Source organism: Streptomyces sp. NPDC102462, assembly GCF_044765425.1.
Taxonomy (GTDB): Bacteria; Actinomycetota; Actinomycetes; order Streptomycetales; family Streptomycetaceae; genus Streptomyces.
Genome location: NZ_JBIWKB010000022.1, coordinates 30,229 through 47,475, shown reverse-complemented (window position 1 = coordinate 47,475; position 17,247 = coordinate 30,229). Strand labels below are relative to the sequence as shown.

The following is a 17,247-nucleotide window of genomic DNA, read 5'->3' as shown; positions in this document are numbered from 1 at the left end:
TCTCGCGTGGGGTGCTGCCGCCGTCGTGGTGCAGGGGCGTCCGGTGCGGTCGGACGCCCTGGACGACCTCGCCGCGCAGACCCTCGCGGACGAGATCGCCGAACGGACCCCCTGCCGGTGGGGCCGGTCCCACGCCGACGCGGTACGCGCCGCGCTGTACCGGACCCTGGCCGACCTCGCCGACGCCCTCCTGGAGGTGTCGGAGTCGACCCCGACACCTCTCGACTGGAGGACCGCCGACGACGGCGGAGGACGCGCCTCAGCCATGATCGGGGGAGTGGTCCACGGCGTCCTGGTCCACAGAGCGCAGGCGCACCCGGCCGCGCAGCCCGTCTGGCACCACCCGTCGATCCCAGCCGCGCCCACGGCCTGGCAGTGGCGGATCGTGAGCGGACCGGCCGGCCGTGACTGCCATGGCCGTAGCCCCTTCCCCTCCGCGCTCGCGGCACGGCACGCGGCCGAATGCGCCATCACCGCACTCGCCGCCGGGAGATGCGGCGACCGTGACATTCCCGACAGGCCACGGCGTGAGTGAATAGGGGGCATGCTCTTCGACTTCACGTTCGATCACGACGGTGAACGGCTCAGCGGTGTGTACGGCGGTGATCCCTCCCGGGGCACCGCCGTGGTGCTGCACGGCGCGGGCAACAGCAGCAGGCAGAGGCTGCTACCGCTGGTGCGGGAGTTCGAGGCACACGGCGGCCGCGACCTCGCCGACGACCCCGACCACCTGTACTGGCGGCTGCTCGACGCCCTCGCCTACTCCCCGCACGCGGCGAAGCTCGCCGGACCATGGCGGGAACTGGGCCGGGACGATCTCACACCCGAGACGCTGGGAGACCGGCTGGAAACGTACGTGGACCAACTGCTGCAGCGATACGGCTGACCGGTCCCGGACCACTCGTCCGACAACGACACCACGGCGGTCGGTCACAAGGCTCATGGGGCCGGGTGTCGGAAAACCTCTGGAAGTGCCGCCGCGATGTCGGTTTTCCGGGCTCGGGGCGCTGTGGCTGGACCCGGGACGGAAACCGGCCGGAAGGTGATCGCCGTGCCGGCGAGGTGCCGCACCGAAGAGGAGGATGTGTGAACGTCGGAACAACGGCGACCGGGCCACGGCCAAGTCCGAAAGCCACGATCGTCATGGCCTGCGCCGGGGTGTTCGTCGCCTATCTGCCGGTCACCAGCGTCTCGGTGAGCCTTCCGGCCATCCAACGGGCCCTGCACGCATCGACCTCTCAACTGTCCTGGATCTCCGACGCGTTCGTCCTGCCCATGGCTGCCCTCATCCTGACCGCCGGCGTCTTCGGAGACGTACACGGCCGCAAGAAGGTCTTCCAGGCAGGGCTGCTGTTCGCCGCCGTCGGGGCCGCCGTCGCCCTGAGCGCGCAGTCGGTTCAGGTGCTGTGGGCCGGGCAGGCGCTGGCCGGTCTCGGCGCGGCCGCGCTGCTGCCCACGACACTGGCGCTGATCAGCCACGCCGTACCCGACCCGTACCGGCGCGCCAAGTTCGTCGGACTGTGGGCCGCGGCCCTGATGACGGCGCTGGCCGTCGGCCCGCTGCTGGCCGGGGTCATCCTCGACCACGCCGCCTGGCGCTGGATCTACGTCCCCGCCATACCGGTGGCCGTCCTCACCATGGCCGTGGCGGCCCCACTGGTCGAAGACTCCCATGCCCCCGGCTCGCGCCGGCTGGACTGGCCCGGGCAGATCACCGCCGCCCTGGCGATCACCTCGCTCGTGTACGGAGTGATCGAGGGCGGTGCCGGCTCCTTCACGGAGGCCCGGGTGATCGCGGCCCTGGTTCTGGCGGTGGCCAGTGCCTGCGCCTTCGTCCTGGCCGAACGGCGCAGCGCGAGCCCGATGCTGGACCTGGCGCTCTTTCGCAGCCCGGCGTTCAGTGCCACGACACTGATCGCGATGATCAGCTTCCTGGGTCTGATCGGATTCTTCTTCGTCCTCAGCCTCTACTTCGGCATGGTGCAGCGGCTCGACACCCTCGACGCGGGCTACCGGCTGCTGGCGGTGACGGCGGTGTGTCTGCTCGTCGGGGTGGTCGTCGGGCCGTTGATGCGCCGGGTCTCCGCACGCGTCCTGATCACCACCGGCCTGCTGATCACCACCGGCGCGCTGATGTCCCTGACCGCGCTGGACGCGCACACCCCGTTCGGTGCGCTGGCCTGGCGGCTGGCCCTGCTCGGCCTCGGCCTGGGCCTGGTCGTCACCCCCATGACCGCCACCGCCGTCGCCTCCGTGCCGCACCACCTGGCCGGCATGGCGGCAGCGGGCAACAACGCCTTCCGGCAGGTCGGCGGCGCCCTCGGCCCGGCCGTCCTGGGCGTGCTGCTCACCACCAGGACCACCGACACCCTGCCCGGCCATCTCGCCGACACCGGTGTGGACGTCGCGACGGCGCAGCGGATCACCGCCGCGGTGGACGCCGGTGGGCTGGGAGCGGTGGCCCGGATGGACCTGGGAGCGGACACCGGCCGCGCGCTGGGCGCTCTGTCCGCGGCGTTCCTCGACGGCCTGCACCTGTGCCTGATCGTGGCTGCCGTCCTCGCGCTGGTCGCCGCCGCCGTCGCAGCGGTGCTGCTGCGCACCCCCGGGGCCCCGGCCCGGGCGACGCCCGAGGATGCGACATCCTCGCCCGAACGGGAGCGTGAGCGGGAGCTGGCCGGCGTAGGCGGTGCGCACGGTCTGGCGCGTGCCACGTTCCCGCGGCCGGCCGAGCACGGCTCCGCAGGCGGCGCTCCACTCCCAGCGGGCTCGGGGGCGACTCTCCGCGGCCGGGTCAGCGATCCCGACGGCGACAGTCTGGAGGGCGCCACGCTCACCCTCGTCTCACCGGCCGGGCGACAGGTCGGCCGGGCGGTGGCCCGCGGCGCCGGCCACTACGAGCTGACCGCCCCGGCAGCCGGTCCGTATGTGCTGATCGCCGCGGCGGACGGCCATCAGCCCCAGGCGACCACACTCGTGCTCGGCGAGGAACCGCTGTCCCACGACGTGGCGTTGACCGGCGTCAGCACCCTCGCCGGCATCGTCGTGTCGGCCGGTGACGGGGCGCCGGTGCAGGGCGCCACGGTCATGGTCACAGATCCGCGCGGCGACGTGCTGGCCGACGGCCGAAGCGATGACCGCGGTGGCTTCGGCTTCACCGAACTGCCGGCCGGCGACCTCACGGTCACGGTGGACGCCGACGGGTTCCGGCCTGCCGCGCTCCCGGTCCAGGTGCCCCGCGCGGCACCATCCGAGCTGGAAGTGGCCCTGCGATCCGCCGCCCGGCTGCGGGGTGTCGTGCGGGCGGGCGCCGGCCACCGGGCCCTGGCCGATGCGCGGGTGACGCTGGTGGACGCGGCCGGGAACGTGGTGGCCACCACGACCACCGGCTACGACGGCGCCTACGCGTTCACCGACCTGGACGCGGGAAGCTACTCGGTGATCGCCGCCGGGTATCCGCCCGTGACCACCACGATCACCGTGGACGGTCGAGGACCGGGCGACGTCCACGTGGAACTGGCACACCCGGGCAGCTGAACCGCGGTGTCGCCGGCCGCTCGGACACATACCGGATCCGGTCACACCACGGCACGGTGACTGCCGGATCCGGTCACACCGCCGCACATGACTGCCGGATCCGGCACCGGGCGCCACCCGCGGGACGGGAACGCGCCCGGGTGAGGCCCGGGCCCCTCCGGGTCGGGCCTCACCCGCATGACCCGGACAGTCGCGGCGAAGGGGGGATCGTCCGCATCCCGTGGTGGGATCGGTTCACAGACATCCGCCTCGAACCCAAGGAGACGACCAGTGCCGCACTGGGCGCCCGATCCACTCGATCTGAAGCTGCTGCAGGCACTGCAGCTGGACGGCCGGGCGCCGTTCAACCGGATCGCCGACGTCCTCGGGGTGTCCGATCAGACCGTCGCCCGCCGTTTCCGCCGGTTGCGCACCACGGTCCAGCTCCGTGTGCTCGGCATCACCGACGAAAGCCGGCTCGGCCGCAGCACCTGGCTCCTGCGCCTGCGCTGCACACCCGACGCCGCCGAACAACTGGCGGGCGCGCTCGCCCGGCGCCCGGACACCGCGTACGTCAGCGTGATCTCGGGCGGCACCGAAGTGATGTGCGCGATGAAGCCGCGCAACCGGCAGACCAGGGACGAGCTCCTTCTCGACCGCCTCCAACGCACCCCGCGCGTCACCTCGGTCAGCGCTCACTGCCTGCTGCATCACTTCTACGGCGGCCCGCTCGGCTGGCTCAGCAAGATCAACGCCCTCAGCCCCGACGAACAGGACGCCCTCAGCCCGCCACCCGTCGAACCGGCCACCGCACCCGTCGTCCTGGACGACGCCGACGAGGCACTGCTCGCCGTCCTCAGCCGCGACGGACGCGCCCCGCTCACCGCTCTGCAGGCACACACCAGCCTGCCGGAATCCGCGGTCAAACGACGTCTGGACCGCCTGCGCTCCACCGGAATCCTCTACCTGGACGTGCAGTTCGACCACGGGCATCTCGGCCACGACGTCGTCGCCATGCTCTGGCTCACCGTCGCTCCGGCCTCCCTCGCCGACGTCGGCCGTGCCCTCGCCGGCCACCCCGAGGTGCGCTTCGCCGCGGCCACCACCGGCCAGGCCAATATCGTCGCCGCGACCCTCCACCCGAGCACCGGCGACCTGTACACCTACCTCAGCGACAAGATCGGAGCCCTGGACGGAGTCCGCTCCATCGAAACCGCGCTCACCCTGCGCGAGATCAAGCAACTCACCTACGAACCCGCCCGCTGACGCGGGACCGACGCTCGCCGACCAGAAGAGGCGACCATCACCGGCGAGCCACCTGAGGCGCCGGTATGTTTCGAAGGCCGGCTTGGGGGTTTCGAGGACCGCGGTGACCGCTTCCGCCAACTGGTCGGCGGGGACGGGACGGAACACGTCCGGGAAGAAGTCCAGGCCGACGTAGTCCAGGCTCTGCCGGAAGCGGTCGTCGGCCAGGGCGCCCAGCTCGGACCAGAAGGTGTCGGCCGGGTCGAAGGTCGGCACGGCGTTGAAGCCGACCGCCACGTCGCGGGATCGGCGGGCGTGGTCGGTTCCGCAGGAGTGAGAGGGCGCATGAGTACGCGTACTCAGCTGTCACCGTGTCCCGGCACGCGGCGTCCGGTTCTGGGGGCGGTCTCGCGTCGGCTGGTCGCGTCGGCACCCGGCTTGACGGCATTTTCGGGGTGGGGGCCGGCCGGCGGGTCGCGCTGGGGGTGGTGTCGGCATCACCCCCGGTTCGGGGTCTGGGGCGACTGTTTCACGGGCGAGCGAGGAGGAGGGTTGCTCGTGTCACCGTGAGTCCGGCCGACGTAGCCGGGTGTCGATGAGGGAGCGGGGAAAGTATGATGGCCAGTCACACGCGGCGGAGACTCCTCAAGGGGGCAGCGGTTGCGGCAGCGGGCAGTGTGGTCGGGAGCGGTCTCGGGCCCGGCTTCTTCACGGCTGCGGCACAGGCGAGCGGTCGAGCAGGGAAGAGCGGCGTGAGCGGGGCGACCCCGTTCCTGGAAGGGGCGTTCGCGCCGGTCACCGAGGAGCTGACCGCCTTCGACCTCAAGGTGACCGGACGTGTTCCACATGACCTGGACGGCCGTTACCTGCGCAACGGTCCGAACGCGCTGGGCCTTGAGGACGTCCGTGCTCACCACTGGATGCTCGGCGACGGAATGGTGCACGGGGTCCGGCTGCGCGGCGGGCGCGCGGAGTGGTACCGCAACCGTTGGGTGCGGTCCTGGCAGGTGACGGCGAAGCTGGGGGAGACGTACCCCGGTCAGGTCCCGCCGGACGACTTCGCATGCAACACACATGTGATCCCGTACAAGGGCCGCATCCTCGCGATGCAGGAAGGCGGGCCGCTGCCGTACGAGCTGGACGGCGAGCTCAACACCGTGCGCCCGTACGACTTCCGCTCCACGCTCCAGGGCGCGTTCACCGCACACACCAAGTACGACGCGGCGGCCGACGAGCTGCACGCGATCGCGTACTACCCCACCTGGGACCATGTGCGGCACATCATGATCGACCGGACCGGCCGGGTGGCGCGAACCACACGGATCGCCGTCGCGGACGCACCGATGATGCACGACTTCGCGCTCACCGAGAAGTACGTGGTGATCGTGGACGTGCCGATCACCTTCGATGGTGCCGCCGCGGAGGCGGGCGCGATCGTGCCGTACGTGTGGAACGACGAACATCCCATGCGCATCGGGCTGCTGCCGCGCACCGGCGGCAGCACACGCTGGTTCGAGACCGACCCGGTGTACTACTCGCACACCCTCAACGCCTACGACGAGGGTGACACGGTCGTGATGGAGTACACCGGGTTCCCCGCGCCGTTCTACGCCGCCGGCCGGGGTACGGGCGGTCCTTCCGCGACGGGCGCCCCGACGCTCGACCGCTGGACGATCGATCTGCGCGCGGGCCGGGTCCGCGGCAGCCGCCTGGACGACCGTCCGCAGGAGTTCCCCCGCATCAATGAATCCCTGGTCGCACGCCGGCACCGCTACGCCTACACCGCGAGCGCGGCCGAGATGTGGCGCGCGTACGAGACCGTCGACGGCGTACCGTCGGACGAGAAGTTCACCAACTGCCTGATGAAGCACGACATGCTGCGCGGCAGCAGGCAGATCCACCGCTTTCCCGGGGGCGCGGCGGTCAGCGAGCCGGTGTTCGTGCCACGGCGCGGGGCACGGGACGAGGACGACGGTTACGTCCTGTCGTACGTGAACGACCCCGACCGCGGCGCGACCGACCTGGTGATCCTCTCGGCCCAGGACTTCGGCGGCCACCCGCTGGCCCTGGTCCACCTGCCCGGCCGGGTACCGCTGGGATTCCACGGCAGCTGGATCGCGGACGCCGGGTAGTACGTGGCAGGTTGACATCGATTCCGGCATGCCGCGATGACGGGCGCCGGTCCGGAGTGCGAGGACGGCCGGTCCGGAGAAGACGCGGCCGAGCCGTCGCCCGCCACTGCCACCACCGCAAACGCAACTACCACCACACGTCGGCGAGTTCGGGATGGCGCGCCGCTCACCTGTGCCGGGCTCCGCGGCGAGGTTCAGCGGTTGCCCGGCTTCAGGGGCCGTGCCAAAGAAGCTTCGAGGCCGTCGATCGACGCTGGGGGCGGGGTGCCCGGCCGCCATGGCTGGCCGGGTCCGCGGTCGGCGGGGGTGGGCACCCGCAGCGCCTTCTTCAGGCGGGGCACCTGGGTGAAGCGGCGGGTGTGGTAGGCGGTTCTGAGAACCGATCCGGCATCAGCGAGGGTTCGGCGGACCGTTTTCGATCTTGCTCGTGCAAAGGATCGTTTGTGAGAATCTGCGTGAGGTTCGACTGCCAGGTGGCGTGCGTCCTGTGCCGCACACCACCTGGTTCCGCGGTCAGGGCTTGACGAGGACCTTGAGGCTCTTGCGGTCGGCCATGTCCTGGTAGCCGGCCGGGACGCCGTCGAGGTTCGTGGCGGTGTCGAAGACCTTTCCGGGCTCGATGGTGCCGTCGAGGATGGCGGGCATCAGTTCCTCGATGTAGGCGCGGACCGGTGCGGGGCCGCCGGCCAGGCGGATGTTATGGCGGAACAGGCTACCGAAGCCGATCGGTGCCTCCTCGTACTGCGGGACGCCGACGCGGCTGATCACGCCGCCGGGGCGGACGATCCCGGTGGCCTGCTCGTAGGCGGGCATGTTACCGACGCACTCCAGGACCACGTGCGTGCCGTGCCCGCCGGTCAGCTCCCGCACCGCCTCGATGCCTTCCTCGCCGCGGGCGGAGACGACATCGGTGGCGCCGAACTCGCGGCCGAGGTCAGTGCGCGCCTGGTGGCGGCCCATCAGGATGATCTGCTCGGCGCCCAGGCGCTTGGCGGACAGGACTCCCAGCAGGCCGACCGCGCCGTCACCGATCACGGTCACGCGGGTGCGCTCGTTGACACCGCCCGCCACGGCGGCGTGGTAGCCGGTGCCGAAGACGTCGGAGAGGGGCAGCAGGGACGGGATGAGCGCGGAGTCCGCGGCGACGGGCAGCTTGACGAGGGTGCCGTCTGCCAGCGGCACACGGACCGCTTCGGCCTGGCCGCCTTCCTCCGCCTCGCCGTCCCAGAATCCGGCGTGCGGGTGGGAGCAGGAGGTGTGCAGGCCCTCGCGGCAGAACTCGCAGGTGTTGTCGGAGATCGCGAACGGGGCGACGACCAGGTCGCCGCGCTTGACGGTGGTCACCTCGGAGCCGGTGTCCTCGACGATGCCGATGAACTCGTGGCCCATCCGGGCCGGGCCGTCCGCGGGCTTCATCGAAGCGTACGGCCACAGGTCGCTGCCGCACACGCAGGAGGCGGTGATGCGAACCAGGGCGTCGGTGGGGTGCTTGATGACGGGGTCGGGGACGTTCTCGACGCGGACGTCGCCGGCGCCGTACATGAGGGTGGCGCGCATGAGTGGTGCTCCATTTCCAGGTGGTACGTGGTTCGGGTGGTGGTATGGGTCAGGTGCCCGTGGAGAGGAGGACCTTGCCGATGGTCTGGCGGTCTTCCAGCAGCCGGTGGGCCTCGGCGGCATCGGCCAGGGGAAGGACGCGGGAGATGCGGGGCGTCAGCCAGCCGTTCTCGATGCCGTCCATCACCGCGCCGGCGCGGTGGAGCATCTCCTCGCGGGTTTCCATGAAGTGCCACAGGTCGTCGCCGGACAGCGACAGCGAGCGTTCCATGAGCACGTTGGGCGAGATGGGTTCGGCGGGTCCGCTGGCCGCCCCGAAGATCACGATGTGTCCGCGCAGCGCGGCGGCCTTGAGGTTTCCAGCGAAGGTGCTCGCAGCGACGCCGTCGATGATGAGGTCGGCGCCGTGCCCGTCGGTCAGGCGCAGGGTTTCCTCGGCGAAATCCTGTTCGGTGTAGAGGATGACGTCGTGGGCGCCCGCCTGGCGGACCGCTTCCGCCTTCTCCTGGGTGGACACGGTTCCGATGACGCGGGCGCCGAGGTGTCGGGCCCACTGCACCAGGAACAGGCCCACGCCTCCGGCTGCGGCGTGGACGAGGACCACGTCGCCTTCGGACGGCTTGCGGAACTCGTGGATCAGGTAGTGGGCGGTCATGCCCTGCAGGGGGAACGCGGCGCCCTGCTCGAAGGACACGTCGTCGGGCAGGGGGATCAGGCTGTCGGCCGGGACGAGGGTGGCCTCGGCGTAGGCGCCGATCTGCTGGGCGTAGGCGACGCGGTCACCTGGCTGGACGTTGCTCACGCCGGCGCCGATGGCCTCCACCAGGCCGGCTCCTTCCAGGCCGGGCGTGAAGGGCAGCGGCACCGGCTTCAGGCCGCGGCGCATGTAGATGTCCACGAAGTTGACGCCCGCCGCGGCCAGGCGGACCAGGACCTCGCCGGGGCCGGGAGCCTTCAGATGGACTTCCTGAGCGGTGAGGGCGTCCGGGCCGCCGTGGTTGTTGACGACCATCGCGCGGATGTCTGTCGTGCGGGGAGAGTCAGCCATTGCAGCTTCCTCCTTTCGGAATCGTTCAGTGCGGGACCGGCCGGTGCGGCCTGGGTCACCAGGCGGTCCATCCGGCTTCGACCGGGACGACGGCGCCGGTCATGAAGGAGGCTTCCTTGCTGATCAGGAAGACGATGACCTCGGCGATCTCCTGCGGCTGTGCGTACCGCTTGAGCATCTGCCGGCCGGCGAGCGCGTCGATGGCCTCCTGGGGGCTGGAGAAGCTCTTCTGGTGCTCGGCCGCCATCTGGGTGTCGACCAGGCCCGGGCACAGGATCTTCGCCCGGACGTTGTGGGGCGCGTACTCCATCGCGAGCGAGCGGGTCAGGCCGAGGACGGCGGCCTTGGACGCGCAGTAGATGCCGATGTTGGGCAGCGCGGCGAGGGCGCCGATGGAGGAGACGTTGACGACGGAGCCGCCGCCGGCCTTGACCATCTCCGGGACGACGCGCTTGGCGGTGACCAGGCAGGACAGGGTGTTGATGTGCATCACCTTGTCGAAGTCCTCGACGGTGTGCTCCAGCAGCGGCTTGGAGAAGACGATGCCGGCGTTGTTCACCAGGCCGTCCACCGTGCCGTAGGCGTCCAAGAGTTGGGCAGTCAGGTCATCAATGGTCTGCTCGTCGACGATGTCTCCGGCCACCGCGCTCCTCGCGCACGACCCCGCCCAGCGGGATCTTCTCCGCCTCGTCGAAGAACGCGCCCTCCTTGGCGATGGGCTGGTCCAGATACCGCTTGAGCAGGTCGATGGCGTCCATCACCGGCCGGTAGGCGGTGTTGTTGCACCTCAGGTCCAGGGCGTTCAGCAGCGGCGAGAGCATCCGCCGCCAGTGGTTGGAGTACGACGAGCGCAGCACCGTGCGCACCCGGGCCCGGTAGCGGGCCCCTGCCCGGAATGGACGAGCGCTGGGGCAAATCGGTTTTCCACTGTCCGTTCTGCCACGGCTGGGAGGTCAGGAACCGCCCCATGGGCGTTCTCGCCGGCGGCGCGGTCGGTGTGCACGGCGCACTGAACCTCCGTGCATGGAGCGACCGGATCACGCTGCTGACGAACGGAACCGAGTTGACCGACCAGCAGCGTGAGCAGTTGGCCGCCGGCGGGGTGGGCCTGGACGAGCGAATGATCAGTGGCTTCGAGGGGCCGGGTGACGAGTTGCGGGCTGCGGCGTTCGCCGACGGCGGCGAACTCTCCATCGGTGCCCTGCTGGTCAAGACGACTCTCCGTCAGCGTTCCTCGCTGGCCCATGACCTAGGAGCGAGCCTGACCGAACCGGACGAGATGCTCAGCGTCGAGGCGATCAAGGTCGACGCGATGTGCCGAACCGGGGTTCTTGGACTGTACGCGGCCGGAGACGCGGCCACGTCCGTCCCGCCGTCCATGGTGGCGGCAACGGCAACGGGCTACCTGGCCGCCGCGGTACAACTCACCGCTGGCTACTGACCTGGGAGGCGGGCGCGAACGGCCCGCTGACGAATGGTGCCGGCCGGATCGGCCGGGCCGGCGACACCGCTCGTCCGGTACGGGCCTGAGCGACACGGTCGCCACCCCAGGTGATGGGACTCTTGTCCCATCACTCCGCTACAGTGATGGGACAAGAGTCCCATCACTTGCGGGAGTACTTCCATGCACGTCTTCGTCACCGGCGGCACCGGCCTGATCGGATCCGCCGTCGTCGCCGAACTCCTCGGCCACGGCCACACCGTCCTCGCGCTCGCCCGCTCCGACGCCTCCGCGCAGGCCGCCGAGGCAGCCGGCGCCGAACCGCTCCGGGGCGCCCTCACCGACCTCGACGTCCTCCGCGCCGGCGTCGCCCGGACCGACGGGGTGATCCATCTCGCCTTCGGCAACGACTTCAGCAGCCCCGACGCCCTCGCCAGGGCGGTCGCCGAGGAAAGCGCCGCCCTCGCGGCCCTCGGCGAGGAGCTTGTCGGCAGCGACCGCCCCTTCGTCACCGTCTCGGGTACGCCCTGGGTGCCGGGCCGCGCCTCCACCGAGGCCGACCCGCTGCCGACCGACGGGCCGGTCGGAGGCCGCGGCCGCGCGGTCACGGCGGTCCTGGGCCTGGCCTCGCGCGGGGTCCGCAGCACGGCCGTACGCATGCCCCGCACCGTGCACCACCGGGGCACGGGCGGGTTCGCCGGACTGCTGACCGGCATCGCACGCCGGACCGGAGTGTCCGGCTACCCGGGCGACGGCACACAGCGCTGGCCGGCCGTGCACGCACTCGACGCGGCAGTCCTCTTCCGGCTCGCCCTGGAACAGGCCGAACCCGGTACCTCCTGGCACGCCGTGGCCGACGAAGGAGACCAGGTACGGGACATCGCCGCGGTCATCGGCCGACGCCTCGGCCTGCCCGTCGAGTCGGTCCCGGTCGACACCTACGGCCCCCTCGGCCCGATCTTCGCGACCGACCAGCCCGCCTCCAGCACCCACACCCGCCAGGCACTCGGCTGGCAGCCCAGGCACCCCAGCCTTCTGCACGACCTGGCGAACATCCAGCCCTAATGGGAGCTGCCGGGTCAGAGAGACTCGGTGCCGTAGCCGCCAGCAGGTGAGCACTCACCAGCCCGGAAGCATCCGACTTCTGTGGTCAGACCGTGCCCCCGCTGGTCGTCCGGAAGGCCAGACCGCTGATGGGGTGGCGTGCCCGCCGAGCAGAGCGTGAGCACTGGATCCATTAGGGAGCGTGCCGCGTCTTCCGCAGGTTGCATGAGAGGTCAACTACCTGACTGGGGAGGCAAGTTGCTACTGATCGGCGACGACTGGGCCGAGGACCACCACGATGTCGAGGTCCAGGACGCGGCCGGCCGCAAGCTGGCCACCGCAAGACTGCCCGAGGGCGTGGAGGGCATCACCAAGCTCCACGAACTCGTCGCGAAGCACGGCGGCGACGAGCTCGGCCCCGGCGACGTGATCGTCGGCATCGAGACCGACCGCGGCCCGTGGGTTCAGGCCCTGCTCGCCTCCGGCTACCAGGTGTACGCGATCAACCCGCGGCAGGCCGCGCGGTTCAAGGAGCGGTACGGCACCTCCGGTGCCAAGAGCGACAAGGGTGATGCCCACGCGCTGGCCGACATGGTCCGCATCGACCGCGACCAGCTGCGGCCCGTCGCCGGCGACAGCGGACAGGCCCAGGCTGTCAAGGTCGTCGCTCGTGCTCACCAGACCCTCGTCTGGGAACGCACCCGTACCTTCCAGCGGCTGCGCAACACGCTGCGCGAGTACTTCCCCGCAGCCCTGAACGCCTACGCAGACCTGGAACTGACCAGCACGGACGCGCTGGAACTGCTGCTCAAGGCGCCCACACCCGCCACAGCGGCGAGACTGACCCGACCCCAGATCACAGCCGTCCTGGCCCGGCACCGCAGGCACCACCGGAGCGCGAAGGCCGCCACGATCCAGACCGCGCTGCGCGAACAGCACCTTGGCCTGCCCGAACCCGTCACCGCCGCCTACGCGGCCGCCACCACCGCCCACGCGAGGCTGGTGATCGCCCTGAACGAGCAGATAGCCGACCTGGAAGCCCAGGTGAAGATACATTTTCTCGCGCACCCGGACGCTGAGATCTACCTCTCGATGCCCGGCATCGGGGTGATCACCGGCGCCCGGGTGCTCGCCGAGTGACGCCCTGCAACGCCAGGCGTTCTCCGCCCTGAACGCCTCACCCGGCGCCCGCCGCTACTACGACAAGCAGCGCGCCCGCGAGGCCGGCTACAACCCCGCCCTCCGACAGGTCGGCAACCGCCTCGTCGGCATCCTCCACGGCTGCCTCAAGACCCGAACCCCCTACGACGAAGCGACCGCCTGGTCACACCACGCACACCCCGCACCCCATGCAGCTTGACACCAAACGACATGGGGTGTCTGACCAGCGCGGAAGGCAGGCAGACCCGCTGCCGGCGCCCCCACCGGCAGCGCAGCAGCACCCTCTCGTACGCCACTCCGGATCGACCCGCTCGATCCCCACATGATCACATCCACAACCAACAGGAGGTCCCGTCATGGTGGTAGTTGTCTTCGGCGCTCGCGGCAACGTGGGCCGTCACGTGGCTGACGGCCTGCTGGCCGCCGGCGAACAGGTCAGAGCGGTCAGCAGAACCCCAGCCGCAGGCCGGACGCCCGAACTGGAAGCCGTCGCCGCCGACCTGGAACGTCCCGAGACGCTGCCCGCAACGCTTGAGGGCGCCGACAAGATGTTCCTCTACGGCATGCTCGACCCCCAAAAGCCCTACGACATCGAGAAGGTAGTCGCCACGGCCACCGCCGCGGGGATCCGGCAGGTGGTTCTCCTCTCGTCGGTGTCGGTCCTGGACCCCGATGCCGGCCACCACCCGGTCCCCCGCCTGAACCGCACGATCGAGCAGGCCGTCCAACGGTCCGGTATGGACTGGACGTTCCTCAGGCCGGGGACTTTCGCCACCAACACCCGCACCTGGTGGGCGGAATCGATCCGGAACGACAACGTCGTCCGCCTTCCCTATCCGCTGGCACAGTCGGCACCGGTGCACGAGAAGGACATCGCGGCGCTCGCGGTGACCGCCCTGACCGAACCGGGTCACTCGCACCAGACCTACACCATCTACGGGGCCGAGTCCCTGACCCTGCAACGCCAGGTCGAGCACATCGGCAAGGCCATCGACCGGCCCATCCGGATCGAGCACATCTCCGACGAGCAGGCCCGCGCGGAAGTCGCCAGAACAATGCATCCGGTCGTGGCCGAGGCGATCGTGAGCCAGTGGGCCGCCGCCAACGGCGTCCCGGCCCTGACCTCCGTCATCGCCGAGAAAATCACCGGCCGGCCGGCGCACACCTACGCCCAGTGGGCCGTCGACCATGCCGACGACTTCCGCCAGCCCGTCGACCGGCCCGGCAACGTCACGACATCGAGCGATGACAAAGACCCCCGATAGACGGGACGACCAACGAGAACCTGGTCCGGGCGACGACGGATGCCAACGTCTCGCCGTCTTCGCCCAGCCGTTCTTCCTCTCGCCCCCTGTGGGCGGGCACCGGCGCCGACACGTCCCCGGACTTCCTCGTGCCGCGTGAGAAGGACATGCCGCTGGTTGTGCACGTCAAGCCGCGCCACGTGCTCACGCGGCCGAAGGTGAACTTCGCATCACAGCACCCTCAGCAACACCAAACGGCGCGCGCCGGTCACCCCGGACGGACGGTCCCGGCATACGTGGCGACGGCCGCCGCCTGGAACGTCCCGGGCAAGACGACTGCCGTCCCCAGCGCGGGCGTTCGATCGTAGGCACTGCGGACAGCAACGTCGTGGGGCGTGCCGAGGACCACAGCGGTGACCAGGACTGAAGGACCTCGCAATTCGTCGGGAGTTCCAAACAACGGCCTGCACAACGCTCGCACGGTACCGGCCCGTACCCGCGAAGATCCGAGCGACACCGCTCGGCCCGCCCGCAGGCCGTCGAGTCTGCGGGGCCCGATAGGGTCCCGGCCATCGCGTTACGGCTGTTGTGGACAAAGGTGAGGCGTCTCATGGGGCGAATGATGTGGCTGGGGGATTCGGGCGAGCGGCCCCCGGCGACGGAGGCCGCCCTGACCCAGCCCGGGCACACGGCGGACAAGGACCAGGACCAGGACCAGGGGAGCGAGCCGCAGAACGGCGCCTTGTCCTGCGAGATACGGATGTGGGAGGCCAGCCGGGCGCCCGATGGGACCGACCTCGTACGGACCGTCGCCCACCTGGAGCGGCCGCTGCCCCCGGGCGGGCTGGACGAGTACCGGAAGGTACGTAAGCAGGGCAGCCGCTCCATCGTCCTGTGGGCCGACCCTCACCGGGAGCGGAAGCTGGCGACGGTGGTCACCAGGACGGCGTCCAAGGGCCGCCCGGCGACTTACGACGTGGTGGACGAGTCCGAGGCGCCGCTCGGCTCGATCGTCCGCGAACCGGCCGCGAGGGGCGGGCGGGCCAGGACTCGCTGGACCGTACAGCAGACCGGCCGCCCAGCCGCCGTGGGCCACAAGGGGCATCCCTTCTGGTGGGTCGTGTGGTGGCTGATCTGGCCCGTGCAGCTGATCCTCGCCTTCCTGAGCATCGTCGGGGGTGGCGCCGCGGCGCGGACACCGCGGCGCACGAAGTGGCGGATCGACGGCGAGATCGTCCTTGACTGGCACGACGGCGGCTACGAGTTCCAGCTCTCCCTCCTAGCGGACTGGTGGGACGAGCGGCTGATGGCCGCCCTGGTCGCGCTGGAGGAAAGCCACGAGAGCTGGCTGGGCGACGCGTGGGACAACGTCTCGCACTAGGTGGTTTCGTCGCTCGTCACAGCGCCATGGGCGCCGGCGAGCCACGAGGAACGCATGGACCAGGGCGAGCGTCCCGGACCTCACGCGCACCAGACCCGTGACCCGCAACGTCACGACGCACAGGCTCAGGGCACTTCGCGGACGACGGGCACGGTCGCGCCGTGGGCGAGGACCGGCGCTGTCTCGCACCGGTGGCACGCGCCGCGGCGATTCCCATGAGGTCTCACTCGCCACGTGCTCCGCGGCGTCGCGCCTGTTACTCGCAGGGGCAGGCTAGACGGAGAGAGCCTGTCCATACTCGGTCGCATGGACGAGACAACGCACGGCAAATCCCTCCTCGGCGAGTTCCTGTCCCGGCGCCGGGCACAGTTGAAGCCGGCAGACGTGGGGTTGCCGGACTACGGCGACCGGCGGCGGGTGCCGGGGTTGCGGCGTGAGGAACTGGCCCAGCTGGCCGGTGTCAGCGCGGCAGCCGTTCCCCCGGACGACCTGCGGGCGTCGTGGCCGCGAAGTTCGACGGGTACCGCCGCTTCTTCCGGCCGAAGGCCGAGGACCGTCGGGGCCGTGACGTCCCATGACGTCCCGCTGCGGCGCACCCTGTACGCACCTTCGACTCCGGGGGACCCGACCTCCAAGAAGGCTTACGGTCGAGCCGGCGCAGGCCAGCCGGCGGGTTGGGGGCGATGCCGCGTCGGCGGTTGCCCGTCGCGGTGACCGGCCGTGCGACACCTCACCGACGACGCCCCCGCCGGAACACCAGCCGGCGGGGGCGTCGTCGTCAGCGTTCGTCGGCATCGTGAACGCCGCCTTCATCGGCATTGTCAAAACGGCCAGTGCCACAGGCGTATCCCGGGTGGGAGTGGTGTTCTGGGGGTGTCGGCCGGCATCGGCAGCGGACTGAAGAACACCGCGTACAGGGCGAGTTGCGCCGCCGAGGTCGTCTGTACGCAGGTACCGAGTCCGGCCGGGCCCCAGGTCACGTCGAGCAAGCTCGGGGTGGCTGCGGTTCACCCGGCCCCCGTCCATCCGTCACCCGCGTACGGCGGCTGGGAACACCGGACATGTCACGCTCCATCACAGTGGTCGGCCGCAGGGACCGGGCCGGAGCCGGTCAGGGCGTGCGACGGGCCGTGGTCGGCCCGGGACGGGGCGCGCGTCGGTACCACGCGCACTGCGGCGGCAGGGGAGCGCGCGGCGGTGCCAGGCATACGGCCCCTTTCGTGGAGGCAGACAGGGGTCGCCGACCCACACCGGATGCTGTCACCCTGTTGCAACGTTGTAGCAAGCGCTTTCTCGGGGCGTCAACCCTTCGGCGTCCAAGGCGTCGGGACGGGCGACCGTCTGCCTGATCAGTCCCGCCCGGTCCCAACTCCTCGCGTACGTCCGGGGCTTCACGGATCGCTCCTGGTGGCCGGGCATTCCTCCTCGCGGTCAGGGGGTCGGAACCGGCGGCGGGAGACAAGGGCCCACGCTTGGGC

Annotated in this window: 12 protein-coding genes and 3 pseudogenes; 11 read left to right on the top strand and 4 right to left on the bottom strand. The window is 70.7% G+C overall.

Annotation, left to right across the window (positions count from 1 at the left end):
• Positions 1-25 precede the first annotated feature (25 nt).
• The 5 genes and pseudogenes from ACIRFL_RS20390 (at position 26) to ACIRFL_RS20370 (ending at position 6,893) form a co-directional block, all read left to right on the top strand.
• A complete protein-coding gene (locus ACIRFL_RS20390; protein ID WP_404030174.1) occupies positions 26-535 on the top strand; it encodes a hypothetical protein in 510 nt (169 codons plus the stop codon).
• Between the two features lie 150 nt (positions 536-685).
• A pseudogene (locus ACIRFL_RS20385) lies at positions 686-886 on the top strand (aminoglycoside phosphotransferase); the annotation flags it as partial.
• A gap of 200 nt (positions 887-1,086) precedes the next feature.
• Positions 1,087-3,537 (top strand): MFS transporter, encoded by a 2,451-nt coding sequence (locus tag ACIRFL_RS20380; protein ID WP_404030172.1) that lies wholly within the window; start codon positions 1,087-1,089, stop codon positions 3,535-3,537.
• A 270-nt stretch (positions 3,538-3,807) separates the two neighbouring features.
• Positions 3,808-4,782: an Lrp/AsnC family transcriptional regulator gene (locus tag ACIRFL_RS20375; RefSeq protein WP_404030171.1), complete on the top strand. Its 975-nt coding sequence runs from the start codon at positions 3,808-3,810 to the stop codon at positions 4,780-4,782.
• 596 nt (positions 4,783-5,378) lie between these two features.
• Complete coding sequence (locus ACIRFL_RS20370; protein ID WP_404030305.1) at positions 5,379-6,893, top strand: carotenoid oxygenase family protein; 1,515 nt, start codon at positions 5,379-5,381, stop codon at positions 6,891-6,893.
• Between the two features lie 513 nt (positions 6,894-7,406).
• Here ACIRFL_RS20370 and ACIRFL_RS20365 read toward each other — a convergent pair.
• Genes ACIRFL_RS20365 through ACIRFL_RS20350 form a run of 4 tightly spaced genes read right to left on the bottom strand, consistent with a single transcriptional unit; the run spans position 7,407 to position 10,364 of the window.
• On the bottom strand, positions 7,407-8,450 hold the full coding sequence (locus ACIRFL_RS20365) for a zinc-dependent alcohol dehydrogenase family protein (protein ID WP_404030170.1): 1,044 nt from the start codon (positions 8,448-8,450) through the stop codon (positions 7,407-7,409).
• A 49-nt stretch (positions 8,451-8,499) separates the two neighbouring features.
• Positions 8,500-9,498 (bottom strand): quinone oxidoreductase family protein, encoded by a 999-nt coding sequence (locus ACIRFL_RS20360; RefSeq protein ID WP_404030168.1) that lies wholly within the window; start codon positions 9,496-9,498, stop codon positions 8,500-8,502.
• A gap of 55 nt (positions 9,499-9,553) precedes the next feature.
• Positions 9,554-10,141: an SDR family NAD(P)-dependent oxidoreductase gene (locus ACIRFL_RS20355; protein ID WP_404030166.1), complete on the bottom strand. Its 588-nt coding sequence runs from the start codon at positions 10,139-10,141 to the stop codon at positions 9,554-9,556.
• Entirely contained in the window at positions 10,107-10,364 is a 258-nt protein-coding gene (locus ACIRFL_RS20350) for a hypothetical protein (protein ID WP_404030164.1), read from the bottom strand. The genes ACIRFL_RS20355 and ACIRFL_RS20350 overlap by 35 nt, the downstream gene beginning before the upstream one ends.
• A gap of 29 nt (positions 10,365-10,393) precedes the next feature.
• Here ACIRFL_RS20350 and ACIRFL_RS20345 point away from each other — a divergent pair, with 29 nt between their 5' ends.
• From ACIRFL_RS20345 to ACIRFL_RS20320, 6 genes and pseudogenes are all read left to right on the top strand, one after another.
• Complete coding sequence (locus ACIRFL_RS20345) at positions 10,394-10,939, top strand: FAD-dependent oxidoreductase (protein WP_404030162.1); 546 nt, start codon at positions 10,394-10,396, stop codon at positions 10,937-10,939.
• A 183-nt stretch (positions 10,940-11,122) separates the two neighbouring features.
• Positions 11,123-12,004 (top strand): SDR family oxidoreductase, encoded by an 882-nt coding sequence (locus ACIRFL_RS20340; RefSeq protein ID WP_404030160.1) that lies wholly within the window; start codon positions 11,123-11,125, stop codon positions 12,002-12,004.
• A gap of 237 nt (positions 12,005-12,241) precedes the next feature.
• Positions 12,242-13,343, top strand: a pseudogene (locus ACIRFL_RS20335) (IS110 family transposase).
• Between the two features lie 157 nt (positions 13,344-13,500).
• On the top strand, positions 13,501-14,409 hold the full coding sequence (locus tag ACIRFL_RS20330) for an SDR family oxidoreductase (RefSeq protein WP_404030158.1): 909 nt from the start codon (positions 13,501-13,503) through the stop codon (positions 14,407-14,409).
• A gap of 589 nt (positions 14,410-14,998) precedes the next feature.
• Complete coding sequence (locus tag ACIRFL_RS20325) at positions 14,999-15,769, top strand: hypothetical protein (RefSeq protein WP_404030156.1); 771 nt, start codon at positions 14,999-15,001, stop codon at positions 15,767-15,769.
• Positions 15,770-16,075: 306 nt separating this feature from the next.
• Positions 16,076-16,240, top strand: a pseudogene (locus ACIRFL_RS20320) (transcriptional regulator); the annotation flags it as partial.
• Positions 16,241-17,247 lie beyond the last annotated feature (1,007 nt).

Coding starts and splice junctions, on each gene's coding strand:
- ACIRFL_RS20370 (WP_404030305.1), top strand. CDS start 5,379: ATGGCCAGTCACACGCGGCGGAGACTCCTCAAGGGGGCAGCGGTTGCG.
- ACIRFL_RS20365 (WP_404030170.1), bottom strand. CDS start 8,450: ATGCGCGCCACCCTCATGTACGGCGCCGGCGACGTCCGCGTCGAGAAC.
- ACIRFL_RS20360 (WP_404030168.1), bottom strand. CDS start 9,498: ATGGCTGACTCTCCCCGCACGACAGACATCCGCGCGATGGTCGTCAAC.
- ACIRFL_RS20345 (WP_404030162.1), top strand. CDS start 10,394: ATGGACGAGCGCTGGGGCAAATCGGTTTTCCACTGTCCGTTCTGCCAC.
- ACIRFL_RS20340 (WP_404030160.1), top strand. CDS start 11,123: ATGCACGTCTTCGTCACCGGCGGCACCGGCCTGATCGGATCCGCCGTC.
- ACIRFL_RS20330 (WP_404030158.1), top strand. CDS start 13,501: ATGGTGGTAGTTGTCTTCGGCGCTCGCGGCAACGTGGGCCGTCACGTG.
- ACIRFL_RS20325 (WP_404030156.1), top strand. CDS start 14,999: ATGGGGCGAATGATGTGGCTGGGGGATTCGGGCGAGCGGCCCCCGGCG.